Origin of the sequence: Paenibacillus shunpengii (assembly GCF_042684905.1) — a bacterium.
Classification (GTDB): domain Bacteria; phylum Bacillota; class Bacilli; order Paenibacillales; family Paenibacillaceae; genus Paenibacillus; species Paenibacillus shunpengii.
Genome location: NZ_JBHUMJ010000002.1, coordinates 436,929 through 463,419, shown reverse-complemented (window position 1 = coordinate 463,419; position 26,491 = coordinate 436,929). Strand labels below are relative to the sequence as shown.

The window sequence follows — 26,491 nt, the reverse complement described above, 5'->3', positions numbered from 1 at the left end:
TTTTAAAGTTTATTCAAACCGAAACCGCTTCTCCAGCGCTTTAAAGAAGAGAGTAAGTACAAGCGTCATTAACAGGTAAACAACAGCTGCCACGGCAAAAGGCATAATGGTTGCATCCCGATTGACTGCTGTCTGTGCAAAGTGCAATACCTCGGGAACAGCAACGGCATAGAGAAGCGCGGTGTCCTTGACCAGGGTTATAGATTCATTCGCTGTGGAGGGAAGCACCACTCGAATCATCTGGGGCAGAATAACTCTGATCATTGTCTGCCATTTGCTTAAGCCAAGCACCTGTGAAGCTTCATACTGACCTTTATCAATCGACAGCAGCCCGCCTCTGAAGATCTCTGCAAAATAAGCAGCGTAATTCAGTACAAAGGCAATTCCGGCCGCAACGCCGCGATCCAGTACCAGATACTCTCCGACCACCGGAAGCATCGGCAGGCCGTAACAGAAGAACAGCAGCTGAAGCAGCAGCGGCGTGCCGCGCATGACGTAAATATAGCTGTGCGCAATTGCGGACACCGGCTTAAATCGGCTGTTTGCCATTAAAGTAATGCCAAAGCCGAGCGGTATAGATAATATAATGGCTGTAAAAAATAACAGCACGGTCGTTCTTGCCCCTTCCAGCATGGGCAGCGTAATACTCCACAAATATTCTAAACTCATCGTTATCTTCGACTCCTACAATCCGGATTATGGATTCATGATTCCATTCATTGAAGTAAAAGAAACCGGGATAAAACCATCACCCGGTTTCCAGCATATTATCTTTTTATTATTGCCTAGTTTAATACTTTGTCCTCTCCAAACCATTTCTCGGAGATGCTGGCCGCTGTTCCATCTTCACTCAGCTCGTCAAGAGCACTTTGCAGCTCATTCAGAAGCGCTTCGTTTCCTTTTTTCACACCGATTCCGTATTCTTCAGGAGCCAGTGATTCATCCAGCAGCTTGTAAGTCCCTTCTTCTAGAGACATGTAATACTTTGCAACGACCTCGTCTATAATAACAGCATCCAATCTGCCGCTCTTCAGATCACTTAGAGCAAGTACATTATCCGGGAACTCGGATACCGTACCAACCTTCTCGTTAATCGGGTGTGCACTCAGCGCATCCGATGCAGAAGAGAGCTTCTGCAATCCGATATTCTTACCTTCAAGCTCTTCCAATGAAGCCAGTGGTGAATCCGCAAGCACAACAGCGACCTGACTGTTTGACATATAAGGCTTAGTGAACAGCACCTTCTCTTTGCGCTCATCAGTAATGGTATAACCATTCCAGATCAGATCAATGCGTCCGCTGCTTAGCTCCGATTCCTTGGAAGACCAATCAATCGGCTGGAACTCTACTTCCTTGCCCATCTTCTCGGCCGCTGCTGCTGCATAATCAATATCAAATCCGACAATGTTATTACTCTCATCACGGAATCCCATCGGTGCAAACTTGTCATCAATCCCGATGACGAGTGTATTCTCATCTTGTCCGCTTGTTGAGCAGGCGCTCAATACAAGAACGAACATACTTATCATAAGTAACCATGCTGACTTTTTCACGAGTTTCCCTCCACTAGATGTATATTAAATATAGAATAAATTGCATCCATTTCCAAACGCTTTAGTCCGCTACCATATTAGCAGAATGAAAACATCATAACATAGGATGAGAGATTACGCCACTGCATTGATGAAATTTGTTGAAATCTGTTGAAATGGGGCTGAGATTGTGGATAGACAGATCATTGATCCAGGGATTACTTCCACATAAAAAATAACCCCATGTATTGCGGATGGACGCTGTTGTCCATCCCGACCATGGGGTACCTTATATTCACTACCTTATTTCTGCTTCCATTCATCCAACAACAGCTCGGCATGATGAGTCAGGTTCAGCCTTGCCCGCTCGCTAATCTTGTCCTTGCCGCCTCGCTTGTCCAGCTGTGCCATATATTTTTCCAGGAAGGAAGATGCTTGCCTATAAGCTCCTTTATTATAATGATGCACTGCTTGTTTTAGCGTATTGGCCAGCTGCTTCACCACATTTCCTGACAAATCTCCTTCTTCTACATATTGATCATGTAATTGCTCCAGCACAGGCAGCAGCCCGGCGATCGATAGATTCGGAAGTGTCACCTGAGCAAAATCCATATCGGATGCATAATAATAACTTGTATACACCGGCTGATTATAGCCCGTATTCTGCGTAGCTACACCTGCACGATATTGCGGATCATGCAGCAGGGTGTGCAGCTTGTGACTTGTCACTTCCGTATTGGAATAAATACGGATTGCGCTGCTATCTGCCGTACGGACTAACATCTCTTCCCGCCAATCGCCAAACACATCCGCCACAAGGGACGGCGTGCCCTTCGTATGATTATTTGTACGGGTTCCTTCTGCAGTAAGCACTGTTCCTTTTTTCCAATCATCAATGGTCGGCGTATTCTCTAATGAGCCGTTTATGAGCTGGGTCGTCATATCCTTGGACCATTTGATGCTCATGTTGGTACCCGGGACCGTGTCACTAATCTTCTGACCCGCTGCTGTATACAATCCGACAGCCCATGTTTCAAGTCCCGGATGATCCGGATCTACATCTCCAATCATGCCGCGTCCGGTATCACGTCCGGTATAAGCGCCGTAGATAACCTCACCTGTCCTCGCATCTCTAAGCGCATATCCATAGGGAGCATAGGCCCCGCCTTCATGCACCATATACACTTCAAGACCTTCGCGAGCTGGATCAATATTAGCAACATGCAGTGCATCTCCATGTCCCAAGCCTGCTACAGCTCCAGGATTGGCGCTTTGCGGCGGCATCACAGCCGACGAATTCGACAAGACAGAACCATCATGATCAATGGTAGCCGAGCCATATACAATCTCCTGCTTGCCGTCACCATCTACATCCCCTACGCTGAGTGAATGAGCTCCTTGCGTTGTAATCTGCCCGTACTCAGGATCTGTACCTGCTCTACCATGCGGACCATCTCTGAACGGATTCGTCATCGGTGTCCATCCACTATCTACGTACCAATGTTCATTCAGATTGTTCCCGTCCCAGCTGTATGAGACCAGGGTAGTCCGGGTATAATAGCCTCTCGCAAATACCGCATAGGGCTGTTCTCCGTCCAAATAAGCTACACCCGAGAGAAAGCGATCCACCCGGTTACCCGGCTCGATTCGGTTCATCGCGTAATCTCCCCAGCGCAGTCCATCATCATACCGACCCGGCTTGTAACGAATGGTCTGAAGTTCTGCTCCGCTCTCTCCTTCAAATACGCTCAAATACTCGGGACCCGATAATATAAAACCTTCAAATTGACGCAATTTATTCCGATTGGCGTCCTTGGAAGGAGCAAACACATCCATAAAGTGATCAGCTAGATGCCCCGCATCTTCCCGGGATAAAGGATAGTCATATGCTGGATCGATTCCGAAGGCTTCCTCGAGCGTTTGCGGCCAGCTTCCATCCTTAACCTCCTCATATTCATGCCAATTCATAAACATATCAACGATATGTTCATAGTAGCCCTCCGCGCCAAGTCTATAATCATCTTCATTAGAGTAGCCAGCGGTAAGGTCTTCCTTCAGCATCGTAATATACCGCTCAGATATGACATCACCTTGGGCATTATAACGAAGAGTCTTGGTACCCGGAGCAGTCTTGAACATAAGCTCGGCTTTACCATCCCCATCGAAGTCATATACAAGGAACTGAGTATAATGCGCTCCCGAGCGGATATTGACACCCAGATCTATGCGATACAGCAGTCTGCCTTCATAAGTATAAGCGTCAATATAAGTGTTGCCTGTATAGCCGACTTGGGAGACGTCCTTCGCATTACTCGGCTCCCATTTCACAAAATACTCGAGCCTGCCGTCCCCATCCACGTCCCCAACACTCATGTCGTTAGCTGAATAAGTGTAAGCTTCACCCGCTGGTGTAACACCGTCCTTCGGCTTCTGGAGTGGAAGATCATAATAAGAATTCCCCCACGGAATAACGGCCTCACTCTGATCGACTTCTTTGCCTTTCACAACGGCAGATACGTAATAGCTGGAATCTGTCTCTCCCGCTGGATCAAGATAATTCGTACTGTCACTTACTTGGGCAATCCTTTTGCCATCCCTGTATATATTGAAGTCCGTACCCGTGAGTCCCGTTTCATTACTGCCCGTTGCCTCGTTAGCGAGCAGTCTCCAGCTCAGAAATACGCCGTTATTCGCAGGCACTGCAATAAGCCCGCGATCCAGATATTCCATTTGTATACGCCGTTCCATGCTCGGTTTCCCCTTCCTGCTTACATCTTCAGCTGCGGATGCAATTCCTCCTGTAGCGATTAAGACAACGCTCATCCCTGTCACCGCGATCTTTTTGCATAGTCTCATACTGAAATATGCCATCTCAACACCTCTTCATCCAAATAGTGATCAGCCATCCCCAAATTATAGACATGCCCTTCCCGGACCACCATTCAAATAACAGAGTTTATTGTTCAAAAATCAGTGTTTCTCTTATTTTCATATCTCTCAAATGTTGCAAAAAAGACATATAATATTTACCAATATTCGATAATTAATCTATAATATTCTAATAGAAAGGAGGATGTAATGGAGTATCAGCGCACTCTCGCCCAGCCTATTGAAATGAACAGCATTACCCTGCACAGCGGAATCCCGGCATCCATGACCATACATCCTGCTCCAGCTGACAGTGGAATTCTCTTCAGAAGAGCTGATCTATCACCTGTAGAGATCATCAGCGCCGTGCCGCATCATGTATCATCGACGGATCGTTGTACACAGCTCACTAATGGACATCACTATTCCATTTCGATGGTCGAGCATGTTATGTCAGCCCTTCGCGGCATGGGAGTTGATAATGCCATCATTGAAGCAGATGGTGAAGAGATCCCCGTCCTCGACGGCAGCTCTGTAATGATCAGCGACAGAATCGCCGAGACCGGACTCGTAGAGCAGCATGCCCTCAAGAAATACATGCGCTTAACCAAAGCCGTCCGGGTACAGATCGGCCGTTCGTATCTGGAAGCCATTCCTTCCGAAGAGATAAGCTATGAAATCCAGTTTACGAATGATCACGAGCTCCCCTTTTTGACGAATCAGATTGCTTACTTCAACCCAGCCATCCACGATTACCGAAGTGAAATTTCTCCGGCACGCACCTTCGGCTTTGAACAAGAAGTAAACCTTCTAAGAAGCAAAGGCCTAATCCAAGGCGCATCCATGGACAACGCAGTACTCATCGGAAACAGCCGAATTTTGTCGGACTTGCGCTACCCGGATGAATTTGCCCGCCACAAGCTGCTCGATGTGATGGGTGATCTGGCACTTGCGCCTCCAGTTCTAGCCCAAGTTAGAGGCGTGCGAACTTCCCACCGTCTGAATACTCTTTTGGCACGGGAGATCATGAATAATCTACATTAATAAGGAGATAGCAAAGATGGAGTACAAGCTTAAAGCCATTGCACAGGAACTGAATGGAGAGTTAATCGGTGACGGAGAAGTGACCATACATAGCATCGCTTCCTTATCCAGTGCAGAGAGTGGACAAATCACTTATGTAACGGAGAAAAATATAAGCAAATTAACAGACTGCCGTGCCTCAGCCATCGTGGTTCCCGAGAAGCTTACCGATGCGCACCTGCCTGGTATTCGGGTAAAAAACCCCCGGCTGGCCTTTGTTCATGTTATGAACCTATTTCATCAGGCTACCAGAGCAAACGGTCTGATCTCTTCTGCGATGGTCGATTGTTCACTTCAAGCCGGGGAAAGTACACAGATTGATGAAGGTACCGTTGTCAAAGAGAACGTATCGATTGGTGAGGGAACCCTGATCTCCTCGAACTGTTTTATTGGCGAAAATGTTACGATTGGAGATCATTGCTTCATTCATCCTCATGTCACGATTCTGAGAGATACCTGGATCGGGAGCAACGTCATTATTCATTCCGGTGCCGTTATTGGCTCTGATGGATTCGGCTATGAGTGGGATGGTCAGCAGCATGTAAAAATTCCTCATGCCGGCAATGTTGTCATTCATGATGATGTCGAGATCGGTGCCAATACAACGATAGACCGTGGAACAATCGACCCCACTATTATCGAAAGGGGCACGAAGATCGACAATCTGGTCCAGATTGCTCATAACGTACACATCGGCAAACACTGTATTATCGCAGGTACAACTGCAATTGCAGGTTCAGCTTCCATCGGGGATCATGTCGTGCTGGCCGGTGGATCTGCAGTCGTTGGTCACCTCACCATCGGGGCTCACTCCACGATCTTGGGCAAGTCAAACATTACAAAGGACTTACCTGCACATTCGATCATTTCGGGCTACTATGCCCGTCCCCATCATGAACAACTGAGAAAGCAAGCCGCTATTGAACGTCTTCCCCATACATTGAAGAAATTCAGCACTCGAATAGACTCCTTAGAGAAGAGCATAAAGAAACTGACGAAGGAGGAATAAACCATGGCTATCCCTACTACAACGGTTCATCCTACTGCGATCATTCATCCGACCGCTGTTATTGGAGATCAAGTCGAGATCGGCCCTTACTGCATCATCGAGGAACACGTAAGGATAGGAAATGGATGTACCATTGAAAGCCATGTGCGAATCGGTTCAAATACCACACTGGGTGAATACAATCATGTATACCAGGGCGCCATTATCGGCTCCCCTCCCCAGGATCTTAAATATAACGGTGAGGAAACGCAGCTGATCATCGGGGATTATAATACGATTCGAGAGTATGCAACGATTGCCAAAGGAACAGATGCCGGCGGCGGAGTCACACGGGTAGGGAATCATAATTTTATAATGAACTATGTTCATGTTGCACATGATGTAGCCTTGGGGAATCATATCGTCATTTCCAACAGTGTTCAGATTGCAGGTCATGTGGAGATCGAGGACGAGGTCACGCTTGGCGGCTTGGTTGGTGTTCATCAACATTGCAAGATTGGCGCATATTCCATGATTGGCGTCGGGAGCTGTGTCACTCAGGATATCGTCCCCTATTCACTCGCGAGCGGCGATCATGCCAGGATCTACGGCCTCAACCTCATCGGCTTAAGACGCAAAGGCATGTCCGGGGACGACATTCGAATGATCAAGCAAATTCATTCCCTCCTGTTCCGCAAGAATCTGACGCTGGCCCTTGCACAGGATGCCATAGAGCATTTGCCTCAAAGCGTGTTTAAAGAACACACCATTGCGTTCTTGAAGAAATCCAACAGAGGCATCGCAAGAATAGGAACGCGTCCTATGTAAAATGATTATAGAGGTGTAACAGAAAAAACGCCGATGTTGTCGGCGTTTTTTCTGTATAGCCCGTTCTTACTTCTATCCCTGAATGCTGAGGATATAAGCTCCTCCAGCTTGTACAGGGAAGACCAGAACTCCGTTCTCCTTGACCTCTGCCTGTACTTCTTCGCCGGCTTTATTGGTTATCCTAATGACGGCAGCTCTCGTCCGAACCCCACACACTCCATCATGATCGGAATGAATCTCAGCTGCAGACAGCTGTCCGCCTTCCCATGCAAGATCAACCTCATAGCCGCCCCTAGCACGAAGTCCACGGATGGAACCTTTCTCCCAAGCCTGCGGCAGAGCAGGAAGAAGTTCTACATAGCCTTGATGTGATTGAAGCAGCAGCTCAATGATGCCTGAGGTTGCCGCAAAGTTACCGTCGATTTGGAATGGTGGATGTGCGTCGAACAAGTTCGGGTACACCCCGCCGCTCTCGTATCTTTCGGAGCCGTCACGAACGAGCTGAAGCAGATTGGACACAAGTCGGTGCGCCCGATCTCCATCCTGGAATCGTGCCCACAGACCAACCTTCCAGCCAAGGCTCCAGCCTGTCCCACCGTCACCGCGTCTCTCCAGTGATACGCGTGCAGCCTGAAGAAGCTCCGGTGCAAGCCCCTCGGTAATTTGGCGTCCAGGATATACCCCAAATAGATGGGATACATGTCTATGGTGAACATCTTCATCCTCATAATCATGGAGCCACTCCTGCAGCTGACCATATTTGCCGATTCTCAGCGGCGGCAGCTGATCTCTGGCTGCAAGGACCTCTTGCGCAAATTCAGCATCTTCTCCCAAGACTTCGCTCACCTCAGCAATATTGGTGAACAAATCATACATAAGAGCAAGATCCATGGTCGCTGCGGTTGTCACCCCATACAGCTCACCGTCGATTCTGTAGCGATGCTCCGGCGAGGTAGAAGGTGCGGTCACGAGCATCCCGTTCTCATCCGGAATGAGCCAATCCAGGCAGAAGAGCGCGGCGTCCTTCATGATCGGATACGCTGTATTTCTTAGGAAATCCTCATCCTTGGTAAATACATAATGCTCATATAAGTGCTGACAGAGCCATACGCCGCCCATTTGCCACAATGCCCACACCGGATCGCCATGTCCAAAGTTCCCTACAGGAGCGGTATGTCCCCACAGATCGGTATTGTGAGAAGCCGTCCAGCCTCTTGTTCCATAATGAATCTCGGCCGTCTTCTTGCCGTTGACGGACAGACGCTTGATCAGATCCATCAACGGTTCATGACATTCAGACAGATTGGCTGTCTCGGCCGGCCAGTAATTCATTTCCGCATTGATATTCAGTGTATAATTGCTGCTCCACGGCGCTCTTGTTTCGTGGTTCCAAATGCCTTGAAGGTTCGCAGGCTGAGTTCCTGGTCTGGAGCTGGATATCATCAAGTAACGGCCATATTGGAAGAGAAGATTCACCAGGTAAGGATCCCTGCCCCCATATTCTACGATCCGTTCATCTGTCGGAAGATCAGCTGGTGCAAGCCCTGGTCCGAGATCCAGCTCCACCCGTTGATACAGTCTTTGGTAATCTTCTACATGGCGTGCGCGGAGCTCTGTATAATTGTACTTCAGTGCGTTATCCAGATGCTCCTTCGCACAGGCCGATTCATCCTTGCCGTCTTTACCCGGTGAACGATCATAACCATTAAAGCTGGTTGCCATACTCAAGTATATAGTAGCGCTGTCTGCATCCACTATACGAATACCTGATGCATCCACCTTGGATGTCCCGCCTTCATGGATTACTGCAATTCTTCCTTCAAAACGCATGGCATCCGTTTCTCCAGATTTACCATATCCGATCGGATTATCCGCAGGATAATAGCTGGGGTGCACTACTTCTGGTGCATATCCAGATAGAACGGCGTGATCTCCATCGGAAGACTGCTCATGTCGAAGTAAACTGCTAAAGCTTGCCTTAAACCCTAATCTTCCTGGGATGCTGGACTCCATCCGCATGGCAATAATTTGATCTGGATAGGAGGCGAATACTTCGCGGGTATACACCGTCTCCCCGATTTGGAACTGAGTCGTAGCCACGCCTTCATTCAGCTCCAATGTGCGTTTGTAATTCCAGCCGATATCTCCGTGATCAAAGCTGATGTTCAGATCACCGAAGGGGAGATACGACTGAGTATAAGCACCCATCATTTTCTTGCTTAGCTTGTCCGCTTCTGCATACTTGCCTTCCTTGAGCAACCGGCGTACCTCAGGCAATACTTCAAGAGACTCCGGATTATTCGTTTCCTTCGGTGGACCAGACCATAACGTGTCTTCATTCAACTGCAGTCTCTCCAGCTCCATCCGCCCAAATACCATGGCGCCCATTCTACCATTTCCGATGGGAAGAGCTTCCGTCCATTCCTTGGCCGGACGATTGTACGTTAAGAACATGTGCTTTCCTCCAAGCTTGTATTTTTTTATACCGAAATAGGTGTGCAGGGGTGCCATCATCCTACTTCCTTATAATTGACCTAAAACGTTTTAGGAATCTTGCTATCCTGCTTCACTAATGCTTGATTCTACTCTTCAATTCGTAGATGAAAGCGGATTCCACTCTCCTCTGTTATCGTCCTAAAAAAGTGACAAAAAAGCAAGCCCTAAATGTTGAACAATCCTGTTGAAAGAGTCGAAAGGAAGCCATTGACGCTTGGAACAAAATTAAACGTCTGCCCGGCAGCAACAAGTATGAGCGTGAATCATCATTATAGAACTCTTTGATCGTATAAGTGGTCTATGTAATGTAAAAAGAGGGTCCCCTGCCTTACTGCTGTGGGAGATCCTCTTTTTTAAATGAAATTTCGTGTTATGACACTTCAATATACTTTATGAATCACATCTTCAAAATCCGGTTCCTGCATCTCCACGTCTTCAATCTCACCCCATTCACCCAGCTCCTTCAATATCTCCATGGTGGTGATCTTGTTTCGATTGGCTTCAACGGTAATCGTATTCTCCGTGATCTGTGACAACTTCATCATAGGATGGTTATGCACGTCTGCAGATGGAGGGATAGAGCACGCTCCCCGATACGATACTTTAATAATCGTAGGAAGTCCGATATTATCGCGCAAAGCTTGAACCGTTCCATCATAAGTAAGCTGTCCATGGTTAATCACCATCACCCGGCTGCACAGCTGCTCAATGTCGTCCATATCATGGGTTGTTAGCAGGATCGTTTTGCCGAGCTCCTCATTAAGCAGCTTCAGGAAGGATCGAATATTTCGCTTGGCATTGACATCAAGACCGATCGTCGGCTCATCCAGAAACAGAATGTCCGGTTCATGCAGCATGGCTGCTCCGAGGTCTGCCCTCATCCGCTGTCCAAGCGACAGCTTGCGCACCGGTGTATCCCAGAATTCCTTCAGATCCAGAAGCTCGGAGAATTGATCGATACGCCTCTTCTTATCGGTATCCTCCACCCGGTACATCTTGGCAAGAATATCATAGCTGTCCCGGACGGGCAGATCCCACCACAGCTGACTGCGCTGTCCGAATACGACACCCAGTCTTCTGACGACCTGTCTGCGCTGTTCATGCGGGTTCATCCCGCTCACCGTTACCTTACCTGCGCTCGGATGAAGAATGCCGGTCAGCATCTTGATGGTTGTCGATTTCCCGGCACCGTTCGGACCAATATAACCGACAAATTCACCCGGTTGAATTGTGAAGCTGATGTTGGTCACTGCTTTTTTTACATGATATTGCCTGGAGAAAAAGGTACGCAGGCCAGAGAACCTGCCTTCCTGTACAATTGGTATTTTAAATTCTTTGTGCAGCTGCTGAACTTCAATCATTGTGAGTGATTCCTCCTTTAGCTTCCTGTGCTCTGATATTTCGTTATGCCAAAACTCCAGAACCTGAGGCTTACCATCAAGCACACTAATGCCGCACCCAGAACGAGTCCAAGCACCCAAGGTCCGACCTCACCGCGTAAAATGTAAAGTGCCGGTACATAATTGACCAGTCCCACAGGAAGGACTACCAGGAGCAGCGAAGCAAGCCAGTTGGGGTACAGTGATATGGGATACCTTGCCGCCGTTCCGGCTGCGTCCTCAGTAAACGTCTGCAGCTCGCTGATCCGTGTCGTCCAAAATCCGAGCGTAGCCGTAGCAAGACCGATGGAGAACAAGATGACCGATCCGGTAAGAATGACAAACAGTGACTGCGGGATGGCAACCCAGCTGATCTGTCCCGAGTTCATCATGCCGTATATTGACCAGCCGAATACAAAACCTCCCTGCAGCCATTCACCAAGCATAATCCGGAAGCGCTGAGGCAATAACGTGAACAACACGGGCAGCGGCCTGGTGAGCAGCTGATCCATGTCCCCGCTGACCAGATATCTCTCCAGATGGTGCACTTCATTGGCAAGTGAGCGGTACACCGTTTTGGATAAGGTCATCATGGCAAACAAATACCCGACTTCATAGATGGACCAGCCTTGAATGGCTCCGAATCGGTTCAGAACGATGGCAATCATGAGAAATTCCGCAATTTGAATGAGCGCGGCAAGCAAGGAGCCTAGAAAGAAATTAAATTTGTACTGCATGGAGCTTTTGACGCTGGTACGGATGAGAAGAGAATAGAGTTCAAAGTATGCTGTCAGCTTGTTCTGCTTCATCCGCCCTGCACCTCCACTTTTCGTCTCAGAAAATAGGTCGCGAGGAATCCAAGCAAGGTGAGCAGCACACCCCATACCACGGTACCGGCAAGCAGATGAGCATCCGGGTATCCAAGATAAATTCGGGTGGGTACATACAGAAGATAAGGATAAGGTGAGAGCCAGGCGACGGTTTGCAGCCATTCCGGCAGCCATTCAATGGGAATTAAGAAGCCGGCAAGCAAATTGACGAGTGCATGATGAGTCCACTGCAGCCAAGCCGACTCCGTCGTCCACATGGCTGTAGCACCAATGATGTAATTGATGCATATTCCCATGTAGGCAGCTCCAAGCAGACTCATTGCTGTCCATATGTAAGTCATACCATCTGTAGGAAGCTGCAGGTTGAATGCAATGAGATAAACGAGGTAGATCGGAATGGATTTGAATATAAACTGGTACAGCACCTGTCCCCATTCCCGGCTCATCAGATGCATGAACAAGTGGACAGGCCGCATTAAATCCATGGCAATATGCCCTGTCCGTACGGTTTCAGGGATACCGAGTCCACTCGTTAAGAATGTCGTAACCCACAAAGACGCTTGCGTGAACGCAATGTAACTGACCATCCCGTAGGTTCCGTATTCACCGAGCGCATTGTCACGACCGATGCCGATCCAGATACAGGCATACAAGTAGCCGAACATAACGCTGGCAATGTTGTGCACCATATGTGCACCGCGATATTGCAGGTTTCTTGCATAGGCCTTTCGAGCCAGGGTGAAATAGAGCAATTTGATACACCTCCGATAAGCTTGATGAGACGCTGATCCATACGTCCACTTCAGACAAGGTGAAATGCGAGAGAAGGACACTATCATACCAAAACGATCCATTTTAGGCAATTACTTTTTAATCGACAAAAAGACCCTCGGGAAGAATCCGAATCAATAACGATCTTCCCTGCAACGGGAAGGATTACCGCTTCGTCGTTCTTCGCGATGGTCTTTTTGTTCAATTTATAAATCTTTACGCTGGAAGCGCAGAATGCCCCAGACGAATACGATGGCCGTGTAGATAAGAGCATACACAACAAATGTGCCAGAAGGCGGATCACCAACAAAAAACTCGGCTACCATGCCGCTGATATCGACAAGCCCGCCTAGCTCATCCATTCCAATTAAACCGTGCAGCATTTTTCGTTGAAGCGCATCGACAGGCATCAGCATCGACATCAGGCCGGAGATATTGGACAGCTTGACAGCTACCTCCGCATCCATGATATCAATAATCCCTATGCTTCGAATCTTCTCAAGCATACCGCCAAGCCAGCCCGCGCCAAACAGCATCGTCATAAACACGCCATTTCCAAGCGAAGAGAACCTTGTTGAGCCAAGCATGGTCAACGAGATCAGCAGTACAATGACCAGCGCATACAATGAGAAAGCCTGAATATGAACCATTGGATCCTGCGGAATTGCTGCATGAATATCTGTAATAATCATAATGGCTGTGTAGAGCACGAGTGTATAACACAATAGCAAGGATACATAACCAAGCCATCTGCCGATATAAAATTTCCATCTTGGGATAGGTCTTGGCAGAAGAGCTTGCATAACACCCTGCTCGGCCTCACCTGCTATGGAGGAGAAGGAACTGAAGATAGACAGTAGTGCCACAACAAATCCAGCGAAGAAAAAACCGATCATCATCATCAATACACCGCTGGCATAGTCTGTGATTAAGTTACTTCCTGACATAAAGCCACTGGACCGATTGCTGTCAGCAATCGCTGCTCCAATAAACCAATAAGCAACCAGAAACAGAATGGAAAGAATGCCTGCAAGGATCATGACACGCTTGCGCAGCATTTCTTTCCAGGTCATATTCATAATCAGTATCATTCGTGTTCCCCCCGATGGCTAAGTCCCGATACGGCGGTAAGGAACCAATCCTCCAGCTTGCCGGTTACTCTGTTCACTTCATAGAGTGTCATCCCCTGCTCCATAATGAGGGAGTTGATCCAGCCTGCCTGCTCCTCGTTATCGAGCTCAGCGACAAGCCAGGTGGAGTGCTGTTCTTGAGAAGCGGGCAACGAACCTGCCGTCTTACTGTCCACCTGTATCTCAATCCCGGTCTCTTCCTGCAGCCAGGTCAGGATCACTGGCGTATAGCCACCCACTTTAAACCGATAAGTGATCCGCTGTTGCAGGACAGAGCCCACATCGCCGGTACGTAAAATCTCCCCGTTGTTTAACAGCGCAATCTGATCACACACGGCTTCGACATCTTCAAGCATGTGGGAATTCAGAAATATCGTCTTTCCCTGAGCCTTCAGTCGTTGCAATATGGAGCGAACCTCCTTGCGTCCGACCGGATCAAGTGCGGAGGAAGGCTCGTCCAGGAAGATCAGCTTCGGATCGCTTACGAGCGCTGCTGCGAGTCCGAGGCGCTGCTGCATTCCTTTGGAATAATCCTTTACCTTGCCTTTGCCCCGGCTGCCAAGTCCAACCTCATCCAGCAGCTCAGGAATGCGCCGCTTTGCATCGGAAGAGCTAACGCCGCACAGCTTGGCATGAAGCTTCATGACCTCTTCGCCGGTCAGCCACTCCTGATATCGGAACAGCTCAGGCAAATAGCCAATTTGTCCTTTTGCTTCAATGGAGTGAATCGGATGTCCAAAGATCGATGCACTGCCGCCCGTTGGATAGGTAAGCCCTACCAGCATCTTAACGAAAGTACTCTTGCCTGCTCCATTCGGTCCGAGGAAGCCAAAGGCTTCCCCTTCCTGGACCGTAATGGATACGTCACGGCAGCCGCGTCCGTTGCTAAATTGTTTGGTTAAACCTTCGGTGTGAATGGCGGCCGTCATTCCGTAATCATCTCCTCCACCTGTGCGAGCAGTTTGTCTTTGGAATCAAACAACGAGTCGCCGGACAAATTGAACAATACGCCGTCTTGCGTCCATGTAGCTGTATAAACAGGCTTCCCAGTTGAAGATACATAATCTTGTTCAATAATAACGACCGGCACTTCCTTCACTTCTACCTTCTCGGTATCTCCATCCGTAAACACTGGCATTGGAAGCTTGCCAGACAAGATACTGTCTGATTTAATCGCTGTCTTCAGATTATCTGGCAGCATCGGGAAGTCCAGCACTGCCTTGACTGCTTCCTCTACTGAGACAGAAGGATCAACCTCTACTGATGGAAGCTTCTGTTGAGATAACGAAGCGTACAGCTCCTCTCCATCTGTATCTGCATGGTAATATTGATGCAGCGTCGCTGGGATATGGAACGTAATTGGCTTCCCATCGAGAGATTCAGGCATTAATTCCTTGGCACCAAGCCGCGCCATTGTCGTGTTAACTTCATTAATGTTCAGTTTCATCGTAATCGTCTGTGAGGTAAATGCATAATAACTTTCTACATTGAAAATATCATTCTCATATGCTGTGAGCCCGGTTAGCTCTTCAATCTCTTGTAAGCTTAATTTTTCATTGTTGAGTTCAGGTCCATATGCATTCGTAAACGAACCATGCTTGTTGATAAAGTCCGATGAATTGCTTCCTCCAGATACTGAGTTGAAGAAGTCCATAACATCTCCTTCATTAACTACCGTCACCTCATCCATACGGAATTGGTTTAGTATCGCGGCAAGCGCCTTATCTCCGAGCGGAGTCGCGATCATGACTCCTGCCACAGCCGCCGCCGTTGCTATGCTGAGCCACTTCTTAACCGGCTTTTTCATATGATGCTTTTTCTTTACAACAGCGGTCTGCTTCTCCTGATTCTGATGATCCGTCATATCGTATCTCTCTCCCCTGATTTCATTTTTTAATACACCTTTTAATACATCTTCCTTTAATGGATGTGCTGCCTTAGGCCCGTTTCCACGCTCCATGGACCATGCTGACCACTTGGGGCTCATTTCTTCTTCTTCAAGCCTTGACGCCAGCTTGTTCCAAGCATCTTCAAGCTGCTTGTTCTCGTCTTTTCCGTTCGGCTTTGATGTCATGTGCACGTTCAACTCCTTACTATGCTAATTGGTATGATCCTCAGGACTGTGGCGCGGACTTTCCCTGAACCTTTCTCCTCAGCTTGCTTGTAGCTCTGCTTAACATCGATCCGACAAGGGGAGGCCTTACATTCAGTTCTTCCGCTATCTCTGCATAACTGTAGCCTGAATACTTCAGCATCAGCAGTTGTCTGTCGCGCTCCGGCAGATCATCCATCCATTCACGTACTTCTTCCTGATCCATACGCTTCAGTACAATCTATTCTCCAGAGGACAGGAGCTGCTCTCTGCTGTCATAGTACTGCTCCTGCTTCTCCTTGAGCTTCCGTTCTCGTATTTTTTTACTCATATAATCATATCCGATGCGAGTCAGTACACGGTGAAGCCATGCACCTATCGCACCCGGATCATCTGGCGGATTCCGATACAGCCGAATAAATACCTCTTGCGCAAGATCTTCCGCGGCGGCTTCATCCTGGATCAGAGCCATCAGTTTTCGTCGTACAATAGGGTAATGCTCTTCAAACACTGTACGGAAAACGTCGATTTCCTGTCCTTCCATATGTTTAACGTCTCCTTTCAGCTGCAGCTATACATAAGACGGACGACGGTTTATTTTTATAGCACGTTTTATAAAAATGTTTAATTGAGTCCTTTTTCAGATTCTATATTAATTATACCGAAGCCGGATATAGCTCATCATTCCAAATCTTGTGTATCCCTATTGAACAATTCGACAAAATGAAGTACCATCATGGGTGAGCTTCGTTTTTTTAACTGTTCCTTCATAATGAGGTCTCACTTATACATTACAATTAAGAACGTCACATGTAACTGGCGTACACGGTGAACCGTGAGGGAGCATGTGATTAGATATAGCCGTACGCCTGGGCAGAGGTAAGGAAACTTAGGTTTCCTTGCCTCTTTTTTACTTTGAAAGGGCGATGTGATTATGAGCGACAACACACTGATTCTGAATGGTCAAACGGTAGCAGATTACATGAGAGAAGAAACGGGAGCAAAGGTGAAAGAACTGAAGGAGCGGGGAATCCAGCCGTGTCTGGCTACCATCCTGGTTGGAGATGACCCTTCTTCGGCAACTTACGTACGTATGAAAGGGAATGCTTGTGCACGAATCGGGGTGGAGTCGATCAAGGTGGTGCTTCCTGCCGAGACAACGACAGAGGAACTGATTCAAGAAATCAATAAGCTGAATCAAGACCCTTCCGTTCACGGCATTCTGCTGCAGCATCCGGTCCCGCATCATATTGATGAAAGAGCATGCTTTGACACGATCAGCATTGAAAAAGATGTAGACGGAGTAACGACGCTTGGCTATGCACTGAACGCGTTTGGCGAATCGGATTATCCATCCTGCACACCGCAGGCCATTATCCGCATTCTTGACTTCTATAACATTCCAATGGAGGGCAAGCACGCCGTAGTCATCGGCCGCAGTCCGATCCTTGGCAAACCGGTATCGGCGATGCTGCTGAATCGCAATGCAACGGTGACAACCTGCCACTCCAGAACGGTAAATATTGAAGCGATTGTGAAACAAGCAGACATTGTTGTGGCTGCCGTGGGTAAACCGAACTTCGTACAAGGAGATTGGATCAAGCCGGGAGCCGTTATCGTTGATGCAGGCTACAACAAAGGGAACATCGGTGATGTCGACTATGATGCCTGCTTGCCGCACTCCTCTGCCATCACACCTGTACCTGGCGGTGTCGGCCCCGTTACCATCGCGACCTTAATCGAGCATACGGTAAAATCGGCGTACAAGTCATTACTGAAGCAAGAGCAGTAATTTCATGATGCAGCATTTTTAAGCGATTAGCTTGCAAAGATTATAAAAGGGCCCTTCCTGATGGAAGGGCCTGATGGCTATCATAGCATATTTTTCCAAATTATATTATACATAAATCCTTATCATATCAAATGAGGGGAGCACCATTCTGAATCAGATAAGCTCCTCTGTAAATCTAATAAATGGTACGATCAAGCTCATCTGAAATTCCTGATTTACGATAGAAATAAGTATTGATAATGTCTCTCCATTCCTTCGAATGAGCAAGCTGTCCCTCCAACCGTTCCATTACACCCTGATAGCGCTCGGAATCAATCTGTCCCTCAAGCTTGCTCCAGCGCCGAATCAACGTCTCGACACCTTCCACACCTTCAAAGTGAGTATCATAGATATGCTGAATGACCGTCTTGCCGGACTTCAGGACATGCGTATACGGTACATGATGGAAGAAGAGCAGCAATTCATCCGGACAGGTCTCCAGTGATTCGTACTTATGAGCATTTTCCGGGAAATATTGCGCTGTATAACCGGTACCATTCTTGACCGTCCGATTGACGCCGATGCCATGACAGTCTGCAAAATGATACGTTCCCCACCTGGAATATTCATAGCCGTCCACATTAGGTCCATAGTGATGGTCCGGATTAACCATCCAGCCTACGCCAAGCGGTGAAGTGTAGCTCTCATAGATGGGCCACGAATCCTGAAGCATCGTACTTACAGCCTCAAGCACCTCAGGGTTTGATCCAAAGGTTTGCTTGATCCATTCGGAGGTAATCTGCTCCTCGGCTAAATCCGGATTCCATGTCAGACGGCCATAGCCGTACAAATTCGCCTGCGCAAGCGTGTGACCCGTCCAGTTATGATCATCGCCCACATTAATGACCGCCGTAATTCCACTGTATTTATACGAATACAATTCACCTGAAGCTACCTTCTTGATCTCAGATCCGGCTCCCTTGGCGTAAGTATCAAAATCAAGGATTTCCTTCCACTGTGGAATCAGGTAGCATAGATGTCTTTGCTGGCCGGTATATTCCTGAGTAATCTGGAACTCCAGAACCTGGTTCGTATGCGGCATTGCTCCGAAAAGCGGGGACACCCCTTCCCGAACCTGAAAGTCCATTGGTCCGTTCTTGATCTGGAGTATCACATTATCCTTGAACTGTCCGTCAAGCGGCTTGAAATGATCGTATGCGGCGCGGGCCCGATCCGTCTTGCGGTCTCTCCAGTCCTGAAGACAGTTGTAGACAAAGCATCTCCAGATCACAATGCCTCCGAAGGGCTCCAGAGCATCAGCGAGCATATTGGAACCGTCAGCATGTGTCCGGTTATAGGTAAACGGCCCAGGGCGACCCTCAGAATCCGCCTTGACGACAAAGCCCCCAAAATCAGGTATGTAGCTGTATATTTCCTGTGCCTTATCCTTCCACCAAGCCGCGACCTTCTCATCGAGCGGGTCAGCCGTAGCTATCCCTGCAAGCTGAATCGGGCTGGCATAATTGACACTAAGAAACGTCTTAATCCCATACGCTCTAAAAATCCCCGCCACCTTCGCCACATCCGGCAAAAACTCCGGTGTGATCAGCCGCGTTTCCACCTCATGCACGTTCACGTTGTTAATCGCAATACCATTGATTCCAATCGAGGCCATCAAGCGGGCATAATCACGAATTCGTGCATCATCTTGAACAAACTGATGATCCTTGAAGAAGATGGATCTGCCCGCATAACCCCGCTCGATGGAACCGTCCATATTGTCCCAATGGTTCATCATTCTCAGCTGGTTCTTGGGATTCTCTATAATGTGAAGATCTCTTAATTCCTCTCCCATTTGAAGCAGACGAAGCAAATGAAATGCTCCATACAGCAGCCCCTTATCGGTCTTTCCCACAACATAAAGAGAATGAATTGCCGTACTGTTATCAGAAAAAGACTTAAGGACATATCCTTCCTCATTCAGCTCTTGTGCCCATGAAGCTGCATCAAGCTCTGGCGGCAATTCCTCTTGGACGACAGCTAGACGAATACAGTCTGTTGTTAGCGTATCGCTGGAGTCCAGCAATTCAGGCAGTACACCGAACATTTCCGAGATCCCATATTGCAGCTCCCGAAGGGCTGACTCTGTAATGTGGGAACGTTCCATACATCCAATTTTGGAAATTTCAAAAGAACCCTGCCAGGATGCCATACTCTCGTATCTAAGCCAGCCGCGGTCTGCAGCAGAATGTGGAAGCTGTGTGATCTGTGCCATGACGTAAAAACTCCTCTCCCTTGCTTTAAATTATACCTAGCCTAAAAAGTCCCTCACACAAAATAATGCGGGTATTTCTCACGCAATATATCTTGATCTACAACGACAAGCCGCAGATGATTCTCCATCATCTTTCCGGCCAGCTCCGTCTCCTTGTTCACAATCAATTGATAAATCTGCTTGTGCTGCGAAATGATGTTCTCCCAGTTGGAATCCGTCAACAGCCGGAGCAGTCTTAGACGATTGAAATGAATGTTAAGCTGCTGCAGCATTTTCCAGGTCCGCTGCTTACCAGTGCCATGAAAAAGAATCTGGTGAAATTCCTCATCGAGCTCAAACAGCTTTTGGTAGTTCTTCTTATCTGCACATACGTCCTGCATCGCAATGTTCGTCTCCAGCTTGAACTTGAATTCCTCTGGAAAGTGCTCACAGCACAGCTCTACGATTTCCTTCTCCAGCTTCTCCCTAATGAATCTGCCCTCCTCTACATGAGCAAGATGAATACGGGAGACAAGGGTTCCGCTCTGCGGAATTATATCGAGCAGCTCCTCTTCAGCCAGCTTCATAAACGCTTCGCGGACTGGAGTTCTGCTTACATTCAGTTCATCCGCAATTTCTTTCTCTGAGATCTTCGTCCCTGGCGGAAGCTCCAGGCGTAGAATACGATCCTTCAATAAATCATAGGAGTAGGCTCTGGTTGAGCCTTTGATCTTCTGCTCAGTCGACATACCGTTACCTCTTTCTTCGAAGCTATTTGGTTCCGCTTGCTGTTATACTACCTGAAAGATGGGGGCAACTGGAATAAAGTGAACCGGCACATTCGGGAATTGCTGACGAATCCTGTCTGCGGCTCGCCTCATCCCCGGCTCTTCGCTGGCCGCATGGCCTGTGAGGATCAGTGACTTGCTGCCTCCAAGGGCTGACGCATCCCGTATGTATTCAGGGGTCTCCCATTCCGGTCCCTCACCTGCAATAATGAGCTGCAGCTGTTCATTCTCATACATAGGAATCAGGTGCGGACCTCCACCCCTGTATCCCACAGTGATACCTATACGGTCACATATCATATCCATATTTCCAATAACTCTAACATGAGAGAGCTGAAGCTTCGCCTTGAGATGCTCCGTAATTTGCCTTACCGTTTGACCTGATGGCAGATGAATAATGGATGCTGAAGACAAGTGCCGAATTGCATATCTGTCATATCCAATCGCTTCAATCAGCCCAAGTGTAATTTCATCAGGAGTATATCGGTGTGGATAATCATGAAATCGATAAACCGTTAGATGCCTCGCCTCAATAAGCGCCTGCTTCGCTTGGTATACCGGATCTGACTTCAGCATTTCATGTGCTCCCTCATGATGACTGTAGAACAATCCCTCATGGGTAATAAACAGGTTGGCTTCAAGCTCTGCCGCTCTATTTAGTGCTTCATAAGTTGCGGAGAATGATACTGCAATGCCCTGGACGAGCTCATGCGAACGGCCGCATATGATCTTGTCTACTGTCGACTCAAGCACACCGGCCGGCTCCTCCAAGCTGCGGATCACATCCTGTACGGTGACATCCAATATTCTCACTCTCCAGTGTCTTGATTTTTGAAGGTTCAGTCGTCATCAATAAAAGAGGAGGCAGCCTTTTCGTAGGCGAAACGGCTGCCTCCTGCGATAACCTTAACTTTTACTCGCCTGAACGTTTACTCACCAGCTTGTGCCTTATACTCCTTGTACGTTTCATTCGCAATTTCTAGATATTGAGACACACCTTGGCTCTCCAGTTCCGATACAAATGTATCGAATTCGGACAGATCACGCTCGCCAAGAATGAATTTGAACGTATTCTGATCGGTATAATCCTTCAGCGGTGTGCTGAGGAGAGTGACTCTTTCGCGTTCTTCAACAGAATAAGGGATTGGTGGTTCAGCAGGAATCACTTCCTTGACTTCCTTCATATCATTTTGGAATTTAAGCTCTTCTTCACTAAACATGGAATGAAGCAGCTCTGTCGCACCACCATAAGCAAATACACCGCCGGAGAAACCATGATCGATACGCAAATCTTGTGTACCCTCTGGGTTCAAGCCATTATAGTTAATATCGTCTACAAGCTTCCGTACTCCATTTTCCTTAGTGAACGTCTCGCCCTCTATGCCCCACTTCGCAAATTCCTGACCTTCATCACTGTAATACAACCAGTCAATGAATTGCATAATGGCTTTAAAGTTCTCGCTCTCCAATGCTTTGGAAGAGATCATCACACCATTCTCCAGTCTGGAACCGGACATTAACTGCCCTGCTGGGCCGCCAGGCACTGTAATCTTGGAAATGGAATAGTTGTCTTTGCCTAGCGTCTTATCCATATCGCTGCGATGCATGACCACCGTTTGAGAGTTGCCGTTGATGACAAAGGATTTGCCGGAAACGAATTTTTGAACCGCCTGATCATCATCCTGAGTGAAGCTCTCTTTGTCCAAAAGCCCTTCCTCTACCAGCTTGTTAAAGTACTCCAGCATTTCTTTATACTCTGGTGTCGTTGCTGTATATACGAATTGATCCTGATCTTCCTTGAAAGTGAGTCCATTGCCAAAACCCCAGCCGGCTTTGGTTCCAAAGCCCATTGCAGCAATGCTCAACGTACTATTGAATTTGAAGCGATCAGAGAATGGAATGGAGTCCGGATACTCCTCCTTCAACTGTTTAAGTGCGGTATACAGCTCATCCCAAGTCGTTGGAATCGCAATGTTGTGCTTCTCGAAAATGTCCGTTCTCACGATGAGAGTGTAGTCTGGCCATACAGCTTCATGAAGACCAGGAAGTACATAGTATTTGCCATCTTCCTGCTTGAGTCCCTCAAGCTCGTCTTCAAGCCCCCATTTCTCCACTTTATCCTTGTAGTTCGGCATCAGATCTACGTAATCGCTTACAGGAAGTGCTGCCCCCGAAGCAACAAAGGGAGCTTCTTCTCCTGGGTAAGTCTTCGGAATAATGAGCGGAGCATCTCCAGAACTAATGAGCAGTGAACGTTTCTGGCTGTAATCACTCATCGGCACAATCGTAGGCTGCAATGTAACGCCTGTGATCTCCGTGATTTTCTTGAAGAGCGTCCAGTCTTGCTTGATCGGGTAAGCCGGATTGTCGTTATACATAATAGACAGATTAAAAGGTTCCGTCGCCTTGAACGTATCGCCTATATCGTAGGACTCCATCGCGCCCTTGTTCTGAATTTCCGCTTCCTGAGTGCCAAGGCCATTGCTGCATGCTGCCAGAGACAAGCTCAGTAATCCTGTGAGCAATACTTTACCCCATTTTTTCTTCATCTCAACATCCCCCTACGATTTGTAATCTCGCAATTTGTGGTTCTCTAAGCCATTGTGATCGAGAGATAGGAATCCTTACCCTTTGACAGATCCGAGCATGACACCAGAAACAAAGTACTTTTGAACGAAAGGATAAATCGTTAGTATAGGTAAAATGGTAAGAACCATGGTCACCGATTTGATGTTTGCTGATATCTGAGTCAAATTATCCGCGGAAGTCGCACCAACTGCTGCACCGCCTGTTGCCGCAGCGATCATGTTCCGCAGATAGATGGTGACAGGGAACAGCTCCTTCTTATCCAGATAGATGAAGGCTGGGAACCAGGAGTTCCAGTGTGCTACCGCATAGAAGAGAATCATGGTAGCCAGCACGGCTTTACTTAACGGAAGCACAATGCGAAGCAATATCCCGTATGTGTTCAGTCCGTCAATCGCAGCGGCTTCCTCCAGCTCCTCCGGCATATTCTCAAAGAAGGATTTCATAATAAGCATGTTGTAGATGCTGATCGCACCGGGAAGAACAATTGCCCACATGGAGTTTGCCATTCCAAGGGTGTTGATCAGGACATAGTTCGGGATTAAACCCCCGTTAAAGAACATGGTGAACACAGCGAACACCGTCAGGAATTTGCGTCCCATCAGCCGTTTTCTGGATAAGGCGTACGCAAAGATTGTAGTCAAGAACATCGATATCAGAGTTCCGACGACAGCGTATATGATGGTGTTCTTATAGTTAGTCCAGAACATGGAATCGCTTGCAACTTTCTTGTAGGTCTCAATATTGAAGCCTCTCGGAATCAGATTGACCTGACCGGAATTGATATAGGCTTCACTGCTGAAAGATTGAGCAACAACGTTGAGAAAAGGATATAGAGTAATGAACACGATGAATATAAGAGCTGATGCGTTAAATACCTTAAAGACCTTATACGATACAGATTCCTTCATGTGGCTGCCTCCTTACCATAAGCTTCTTTCCGTTACCTTGCGTGAGATCGCATTGACGGATAATACAAGGATAAGTCCGATGATAGATTCAAATAATCCGATCGCTGTCGCGTAGCTGAAGTTACTGGATCCAAGACCTACGCGATACAGATAAGTCGAGATCACGTCGGATGTCTCATAAATCAGCGGATTGTACAGGAGTAGAATCTTCTCAAAGCCGACAGCCAGGAAGCTGCCCATATTCAGAATCAGTACGGTAACAATCGTAGGCAATATCCCCGGAATCGTTACATGCAGCGTCTGTTTCCATCTGTTTGCGCCGTCAATTCTAGCTGCTTCATAGAGGGAATCATCGATCGTTGTCAGTGCAGCAAGATACAAAATTGCTCCCCAGCCCATTCCCTGCCATATTTCAGATGTGACATAAATGGTGCGGAACCAGTCAGCCTGCTGCATAAAGTTGATCGGGTCTCCACCGAAAAATTGGATCAGTGAATTGATCGAGCCATTCAAAGCCGTCAGCTGCAAGATCATCCCTGCGACAATGACAATGGATAAAAAGTGAGGCAGGTACGAAGCCGTCTGAACAAACTTCTTGAACTTCTTGTTCTTGACCTCATTTAGCAGCAGTGCGAATACAATCGGCATCGGGAAGGTTAACAGCATCGTAAGTCCGCCCAGAATGAGCGTATTACTGAATACTCTCCAGAAGGTTGGATCCTCGATAAACATGCGGAAGTAATGAAGTCCGACCCACTGCTCTCCAAAGATACTGCCCCCGGGCACAAATCTTCTAAAAGCGATAACATTACCAATCATTGGCCCATACTTGAATATGAGCAGGTACAGAATCGGCAGAATCAATAGAGAGTAGAGCTGCCAGTCTTTACGCAGAAGATAAAGGATCGTTCTCCGTTTGCTCTTACTCACCACCTTCATCTCCGGCATGGGTGGATTTACAGTCTTCGGTTCCATAGCTTATTTCACTCCTATCCGTATAAACAAGTTGATAAAACCGCTTACAATTCTAAAATGAGCTATTTTTACCCATTTCGTTCTAATCCGCATTTAAACCCCCTTCTGTTGTTGAAGCGCTTACAAATTTGCATTAAAATGAAAAAACGTGAATGGGTGCAACAAGTGGAATTGCGATCTGTGCTGAAATTGAAGCTGGATATGCAGCTTAGATATGAAGCTGTGAAAGTGAAGCTATTGCATACTAGTCATACTAGTATGGTAGTTGGTTGCTCTTATTGTAATGAAGGAGTTTGATGAATTCAATACATTTTTCTTAAAATTTGTTATATATGCTTTAAAACGCATAAAATGGGTAAATCTGAGCTAATTAAAGGCATGATTATGAAATGACAAAAAATAACGGCCTCGCGATCGGATCTGCGGAAGCCGTTATTCATGAACCCTTATAATGATGTGAATCTGCTGTATTAACAGATACAGGTTTTGCGTTTCTTGAACAGCCTGCCCTTCTCTTCCACTCTGCGGATATACTCCTCTGCCAGCGGTATTTTGCAAGCCGTATTCCCTACATCTACATGGACTTTGCCGATCTCTTGTGCTACATTCATTGCCTGCTCATGGAGTGGCTGGACATAGCTCCCCACGCTGATGACAAAGCCATTCATTACAGACCTCACCCAATTCTGTTCCTCATGTATCGTCGATCTTACACGTTCCAGCAAACCAGCCAGTTCTGCCAGATCAAGCTCATCGTCCGGTGTGATGGATACATAATTCGAATAGGTACTCCAGCCGGCCGTTGCAACCATCTCTTCGTCCGATTGAATCCACTTCATTGCCAGTTCTCTGGCGAATGGACTCTCTGCGGTCAACCACGCCACCGGATACTCGGCAATCATGTACCAGTAAGCCTGCTGTACCCAAGCTTCCAGCAGCTCCTTGGAGACCAGCTTTGGATTCACGGTAAGACCTGCCAAATACATGGCATCACTATTACCTGTGCTAAATAGCGACTGCGCAACCTCCTGATCCTTCTTCACTTCCTTTACGAGCCTCTTCTTCATGTCACCGACTCTGACGCCGAAGAATGGCTCTCGAGCCCCGTGCCGCAGGAATGTCTTCTTGGTCTGCTCTGTCCCCAGCTCCTCCAGGGTGCTCATCACTTGATCTAGTGTTAATGCTCCCACACCGCTTCACCTTCTTTCC

Annotated in this window: 23 protein-coding genes and 1 riboswitch; of the genes, 4 read left to right on the top strand and 19 right to left on the bottom strand. The window is 47.6% G+C overall.

All coding sequences use genetic code 11. From position 1 onward, the window contains the following. Nucleotides 1-9: 9 nt before the first annotated feature. From ACFSVM_RS01975 to ACFSVM_RS01965, 3 genes are all read right to left on the bottom strand, one after another. Nucleotides 10-669 carry an amino acid ABC transporter permease gene (locus tag ACFSVM_RS01975; protein ID WP_047913447.1) on the bottom strand — a complete coding sequence of 220 codons (660 nt, stop codon included), beginning with the start codon at nt 667-669 and terminating at the stop codon, nt 10-12. Nucleotides 670-785: 116 nt separating this feature from the next. Next, a complete protein-coding gene (locus tag ACFSVM_RS01970; protein ID WP_090726409.1) occupies nt 786-1,529 on the bottom strand; it encodes an amino acid ABC transporter substrate-binding protein in 744 nt (247 codons plus the stop codon). Between the two features lie 306 nt (nt 1,530-1,835). Then, the gene (locus ACFSVM_RS01965; RefSeq protein WP_379260103.1) at nt 1,836-4,403 is read right to left on the bottom strand and encodes a rhamnogalacturonan lyase; all 2,568 of its coding nucleotides are present in this window, start codon (nt 4,401-4,403) and stop codon (nt 1,836-1,838) included. Nucleotides 4,404-4,610: 207 nt separating this feature from the next. On the opposite strand from ACFSVM_RS01965, the gene lpxC reads away from it, so the two are divergent. Genes lpxC through lpxA form a run of 3 tightly spaced genes read left to right on the top strand, consistent with a single transcriptional unit; the run spans nt 4,611 to nt 7,299 of the window. Further along, nucleotides 4,611-5,444: a UDP-3-O-acyl-N-acetylglucosamine deacetylase gene (gene lpxC, locus ACFSVM_RS01960; protein ID WP_076312155.1), complete on the top strand. Its 834-nt coding sequence runs from the start codon at nt 4,611-4,613 to the stop codon at nt 5,442-5,444. Between the two features lie 16 nt (nt 5,445-5,460). Next, nucleotides 5,461-6,492, top strand: coding sequence for a UDP-3-O-(3-hydroxymyristoyl)glucosamine N-acyltransferase (lpxD, locus tag ACFSVM_RS01955; RefSeq protein ID WP_379260101.1), 1,032 nt, complete (start codon nt 5,461-5,463; stop codon nt 6,490-6,492). 3 nt (nt 6,493-6,495) lie between these two features. Continuing rightward, entirely contained in the window at nt 6,496-7,299 is an 804-nt protein-coding gene (gene lpxA / locus ACFSVM_RS01950; protein ID WP_379260100.1) for an acyl-ACP--UDP-N-acetylglucosamine O-acyltransferase, read from the top strand. Nucleotides 7,300-7,371: 72 nt separating this feature from the next. On the opposite strand, the gene ACFSVM_RS01945 is transcribed toward lpxA, so the two are convergent. From ACFSVM_RS01945 to ACFSVM_RS01905, 9 genes are all read right to left on the bottom strand, one after another. Next, on the bottom strand, nt 7,372-9,753 hold the full coding sequence (locus tag ACFSVM_RS01945) for a glycoside hydrolase family 95 protein (protein WP_379260098.1): 2,382 nt from the start codon (nt 9,751-9,753) through the stop codon (nt 7,372-7,374). A 422-nt stretch (nt 9,754-10,175) separates the two neighbouring features. After that, on the bottom strand, nt 10,176-11,156 hold the full coding sequence (locus ACFSVM_RS01940; protein ID WP_090726267.1) for an ABC transporter ATP-binding protein: 981 nt from the start codon (nt 11,154-11,156) through the stop codon (nt 10,176-10,178). A 17-nt stretch (nt 11,157-11,173) separates the two neighbouring features. Beyond that, entirely contained in the window at nt 11,174-11,983 is an 810-nt protein-coding gene (locus ACFSVM_RS01935) for an ABC transporter permease (protein ID WP_177178797.1), read from the bottom strand. After that, nucleotides 11,980-12,756 (bottom strand): ABC transporter permease, encoded by a 777-nt coding sequence (locus ACFSVM_RS01930; RefSeq protein WP_379260097.1) that lies wholly within the window; start codon nt 12,754-12,756, stop codon nt 11,980-11,982. The genes ACFSVM_RS01935 and ACFSVM_RS01930 overlap by 4 nt, the downstream gene beginning before the upstream one ends. 225 nt (nt 12,757-12,981) lie before the next feature. Beyond that, nucleotides 12,982-13,866 (bottom strand): ABC transporter permease subunit, encoded by an 885-nt coding sequence (locus tag ACFSVM_RS01925; RefSeq protein WP_076312161.1) that lies wholly within the window; start codon nt 13,864-13,866, stop codon nt 12,982-12,984. Then, nucleotides 13,863-14,834: an ABC transporter ATP-binding protein gene (locus ACFSVM_RS01920; protein WP_379260096.1), complete on the bottom strand. Its 972-nt coding sequence runs from the start codon at nt 14,832-14,834 to the stop codon at nt 13,863-13,865. The genes ACFSVM_RS01925 and ACFSVM_RS01920 overlap by 4 nt, the downstream gene beginning before the upstream one ends. Then, the gene (locus tag ACFSVM_RS01915; RefSeq protein WP_090726269.1) at nt 14,831-15,979 is read right to left on the bottom strand and encodes a hypothetical protein; all 1,149 of its coding nucleotides are present in this window, start codon (nt 15,977-15,979) and stop codon (nt 14,831-14,833) included. Before ACFSVM_RS01915 ends, ACFSVM_RS01920 begins: the two co-directional genes overlap by 4 nt. Before the next feature lie 40 nt (nt 15,980-16,019). Continuing rightward, nucleotides 16,020-16,223 (bottom strand): sigma-70 family RNA polymerase sigma factor, encoded by a 204-nt coding sequence (locus tag ACFSVM_RS01910; RefSeq protein WP_379260095.1) that lies wholly within the window; start codon nt 16,221-16,223, stop codon nt 16,020-16,022. A gap of 15 nt (nt 16,224-16,238) precedes the next feature. After that, nucleotides 16,239-16,541 carry a sigma factor gene (locus ACFSVM_RS01905; RefSeq protein ID WP_379260094.1) on the bottom strand — a complete coding sequence of 101 codons (303 nt, stop codon included), beginning with the start codon at nt 16,539-16,541 and terminating at the stop codon, nt 16,239-16,241. Nucleotides 16,542-16,799: 258 nt separating this feature from the next. After that, a riboswitch (ZMP/ZTP riboswitch) is annotated at nt 16,800-16,879 on the top strand. A gap of 52 nt (nt 16,880-16,931) precedes the next feature. Here ACFSVM_RS01905 and ACFSVM_RS01900 point away from each other — a divergent pair. Next, a complete protein-coding gene (locus tag ACFSVM_RS01900) occupies nt 16,932-17,789 on the top strand; it encodes a bifunctional 5,10-methylenetetrahydrofolate dehydrogenase/5,10-methenyltetrahydrofolate cyclohydrolase (protein WP_379260092.1) in 858 nt (285 codons plus the stop codon). A 175-nt stretch (nt 17,790-17,964) separates the two neighbouring features. Here ACFSVM_RS01900 and ACFSVM_RS01895 read toward each other — a convergent pair whose 3' ends face one another. From ACFSVM_RS01895 to ACFSVM_RS01865, 7 genes are all read right to left on the bottom strand, one after another. Then, nucleotides 17,965-20,043, bottom strand: a complete 2,079-nt coding sequence (locus tag ACFSVM_RS01895) for an alpha-glucuronidase family glycosyl hydrolase (protein ID WP_379260090.1) — start codon at nt 20,041-20,043, stop codon at nt 17,965-17,967. A 53-nt stretch (nt 20,044-20,096) separates the two neighbouring features. Continuing rightward, nucleotides 20,097-20,771 carry a GntR family transcriptional regulator gene (locus tag ACFSVM_RS01890; protein WP_090726280.1) on the bottom strand — a complete coding sequence of 225 codons (675 nt, stop codon included), beginning with the start codon at nt 20,769-20,771 and terminating at the stop codon, nt 20,097-20,099. Between the two features lie 42 nt (nt 20,772-20,813). Continuing rightward, a complete protein-coding gene (locus ACFSVM_RS01885) occupies nt 20,814-21,623 on the bottom strand; it encodes a Nif3-like dinuclear metal center hexameric protein (RefSeq protein ID WP_379260087.1) in 810 nt (269 codons plus the stop codon). A 116-nt stretch (nt 21,624-21,739) separates the two neighbouring features. After that, nucleotides 21,740-23,359 carry an ABC transporter substrate-binding protein gene (locus ACFSVM_RS01880; protein ID WP_076312168.1) on the bottom strand — a complete coding sequence of 540 codons (1,620 nt, stop codon included), beginning with the start codon at nt 23,357-23,359 and terminating at the stop codon, nt 21,740-21,742. A gap of 75 nt (nt 23,360-23,434) precedes the next feature. Further along, entirely contained in the window at nt 23,435-24,307 is an 873-nt protein-coding gene (locus ACFSVM_RS01875) for a carbohydrate ABC transporter permease (RefSeq protein WP_047913429.1), read from the bottom strand. A 12-nt stretch (nt 24,308-24,319) separates the two neighbouring features. Continuing rightward, complete coding sequence (locus ACFSVM_RS01870) at nt 24,320-25,282, bottom strand: ABC transporter permease (RefSeq protein WP_076312169.1); 963 nt, start codon at nt 25,280-25,282, stop codon at nt 24,320-24,322. Between the two features lie 470 nt (nt 25,283-25,752). Continuing rightward, nucleotides 25,753-26,445: a DNA alkylation repair protein gene (locus ACFSVM_RS01865; RefSeq protein WP_076312620.1), complete on the bottom strand. Its 693-nt coding sequence runs from the start codon at nt 26,443-26,445 to the stop codon at nt 25,753-25,755. Nucleotides 26,446-26,491 lie beyond the last annotated feature (46 nt).

What these genes read in the sequence shown, in the direction of transcription:
- ACFSVM_RS01935 (WP_177178797.1), bottom strand. Translation starts at nt 11,983, where the DNA reads ATGAAGCAGAACAAGCTGACAGCATACTTTGAACTCTATTCTCTTCTC.
- ACFSVM_RS01865 (WP_076312620.1), bottom strand. Translation starts at nt 26,445, where the DNA reads ATGAGCACCCTGGAGGAGCTGGGGACAGAGCAGACCAAGAAGACATTC.
- ACFSVM_RS01945 (WP_379260098.1), bottom strand. Translation starts at nt 9,753, where the DNA reads ATGTTCTTAACGTACAATCGTCCGGCCAAGGAATGGACGGAAGCTCTT.
- lpxA (WP_379260100.1), top strand. Translation starts at nt 6,496, where the DNA reads ATGGCTATCCCTACTACAACGGTTCATCCTACTGCGATCATTCATCCG.
- ACFSVM_RS01970 (WP_090726409.1), bottom strand. Translation starts at nt 1,529, where the DNA reads ATGATAAGTATGTTCGTTCTTGTATTGAGCGCCTGCTCAACAAGCGGA.
- ACFSVM_RS01925 (WP_076312161.1), bottom strand. Translation starts at nt 13,866, where the DNA reads ATGATACTGATTATGAATATGACCTGGAAAGAAATGCTGCGCAAGCGT.
- ACFSVM_RS01895 (WP_379260090.1), bottom strand. Translation starts at nt 20,043, where the DNA reads ATGGCACAGATCACACAGCTTCCACATTCTGCTGCAGACCGCGGCTGG.
- ACFSVM_RS01975 (WP_047913447.1), bottom strand. Translation starts at nt 669, where the DNA reads ATGAGTTTAGAATATTTGTGGAGTATTACGCTGCCCATGCTGGAAGGG.
- ACFSVM_RS01920 (WP_379260096.1), bottom strand. Translation starts at nt 14,834, where the DNA reads ATGACGGCCGCCATTCACACCGAAGGTTTAACCAAACAATTTAGCAAC.
- ACFSVM_RS01900 (WP_379260092.1), top strand. Translation starts at nt 16,932, where the DNA reads ATGAGCGACAACACACTGATTCTGAATGGTCAAACGGTAGCAGATTAC.
- ACFSVM_RS01890 (WP_090726280.1), bottom strand. Translation starts at nt 20,771, where the DNA reads ATGTCGACTGAGCAGAAGATCAAAGGCTCAACCAGAGCCTACTCCTAT.
- lpxC (WP_076312155.1), top strand. Translation starts at nt 4,611, where the DNA reads ATGGAGTATCAGCGCACTCTCGCCCAGCCTATTGAAATGAACAGCATT.
- ACFSVM_RS01905 (WP_379260094.1), bottom strand. Translation starts at nt 16,541, where the DNA reads ATGGAAGGACAGGAAATCGACGTTTTCCGTACAGTGTTTGAAGAGCAT.
- ACFSVM_RS01880 (WP_076312168.1), bottom strand. Translation starts at nt 23,359, where the DNA reads ATGAAGAAAAAATGGGGTAAAGTATTGCTCACAGGATTACTGAGCTTG.
- ACFSVM_RS01965 (WP_379260103.1), bottom strand. Translation starts at nt 4,403, where the DNA reads ATGGCATATTTCAGTATGAGACTATGCAAAAAGATCGCGGTGACAGGG.
- ACFSVM_RS01910 (WP_379260095.1), bottom strand. Translation starts at nt 16,223, where the DNA reads ATGGATCAGGAAGAAGTACGTGAATGGATGGATGATCTGCCGGAGCGC.
- ACFSVM_RS01940 (WP_090726267.1), bottom strand. Translation starts at nt 11,156, where the DNA reads ATGATTGAAGTTCAGCAGCTGCACAAAGAATTTAAAATACCAATTGTA.
- ACFSVM_RS01915 (WP_090726269.1), bottom strand. Translation starts at nt 15,979, where the DNA reads ATGACATCAAAGCCGAACGGAAAAGACGAGAACAAGCAGCTTGAAGAT.
- ACFSVM_RS01870 (WP_076312169.1), bottom strand. Translation starts at nt 25,282, where the DNA reads ATGGAACCGAAGACTGTAAATCCACCCATGCCGGAGATGAAGGTGGTG.
- ACFSVM_RS01875 (WP_047913429.1), bottom strand. Translation starts at nt 24,307, where the DNA reads ATGAAGGAATCTGTATCGTATAAGGTCTTTAAGGTATTTAACGCATCA.
- lpxD (WP_379260101.1), top strand. Translation starts at nt 5,461, where the DNA reads ATGGAGTACAAGCTTAAAGCCATTGCACAGGAACTGAATGGAGAGTTA.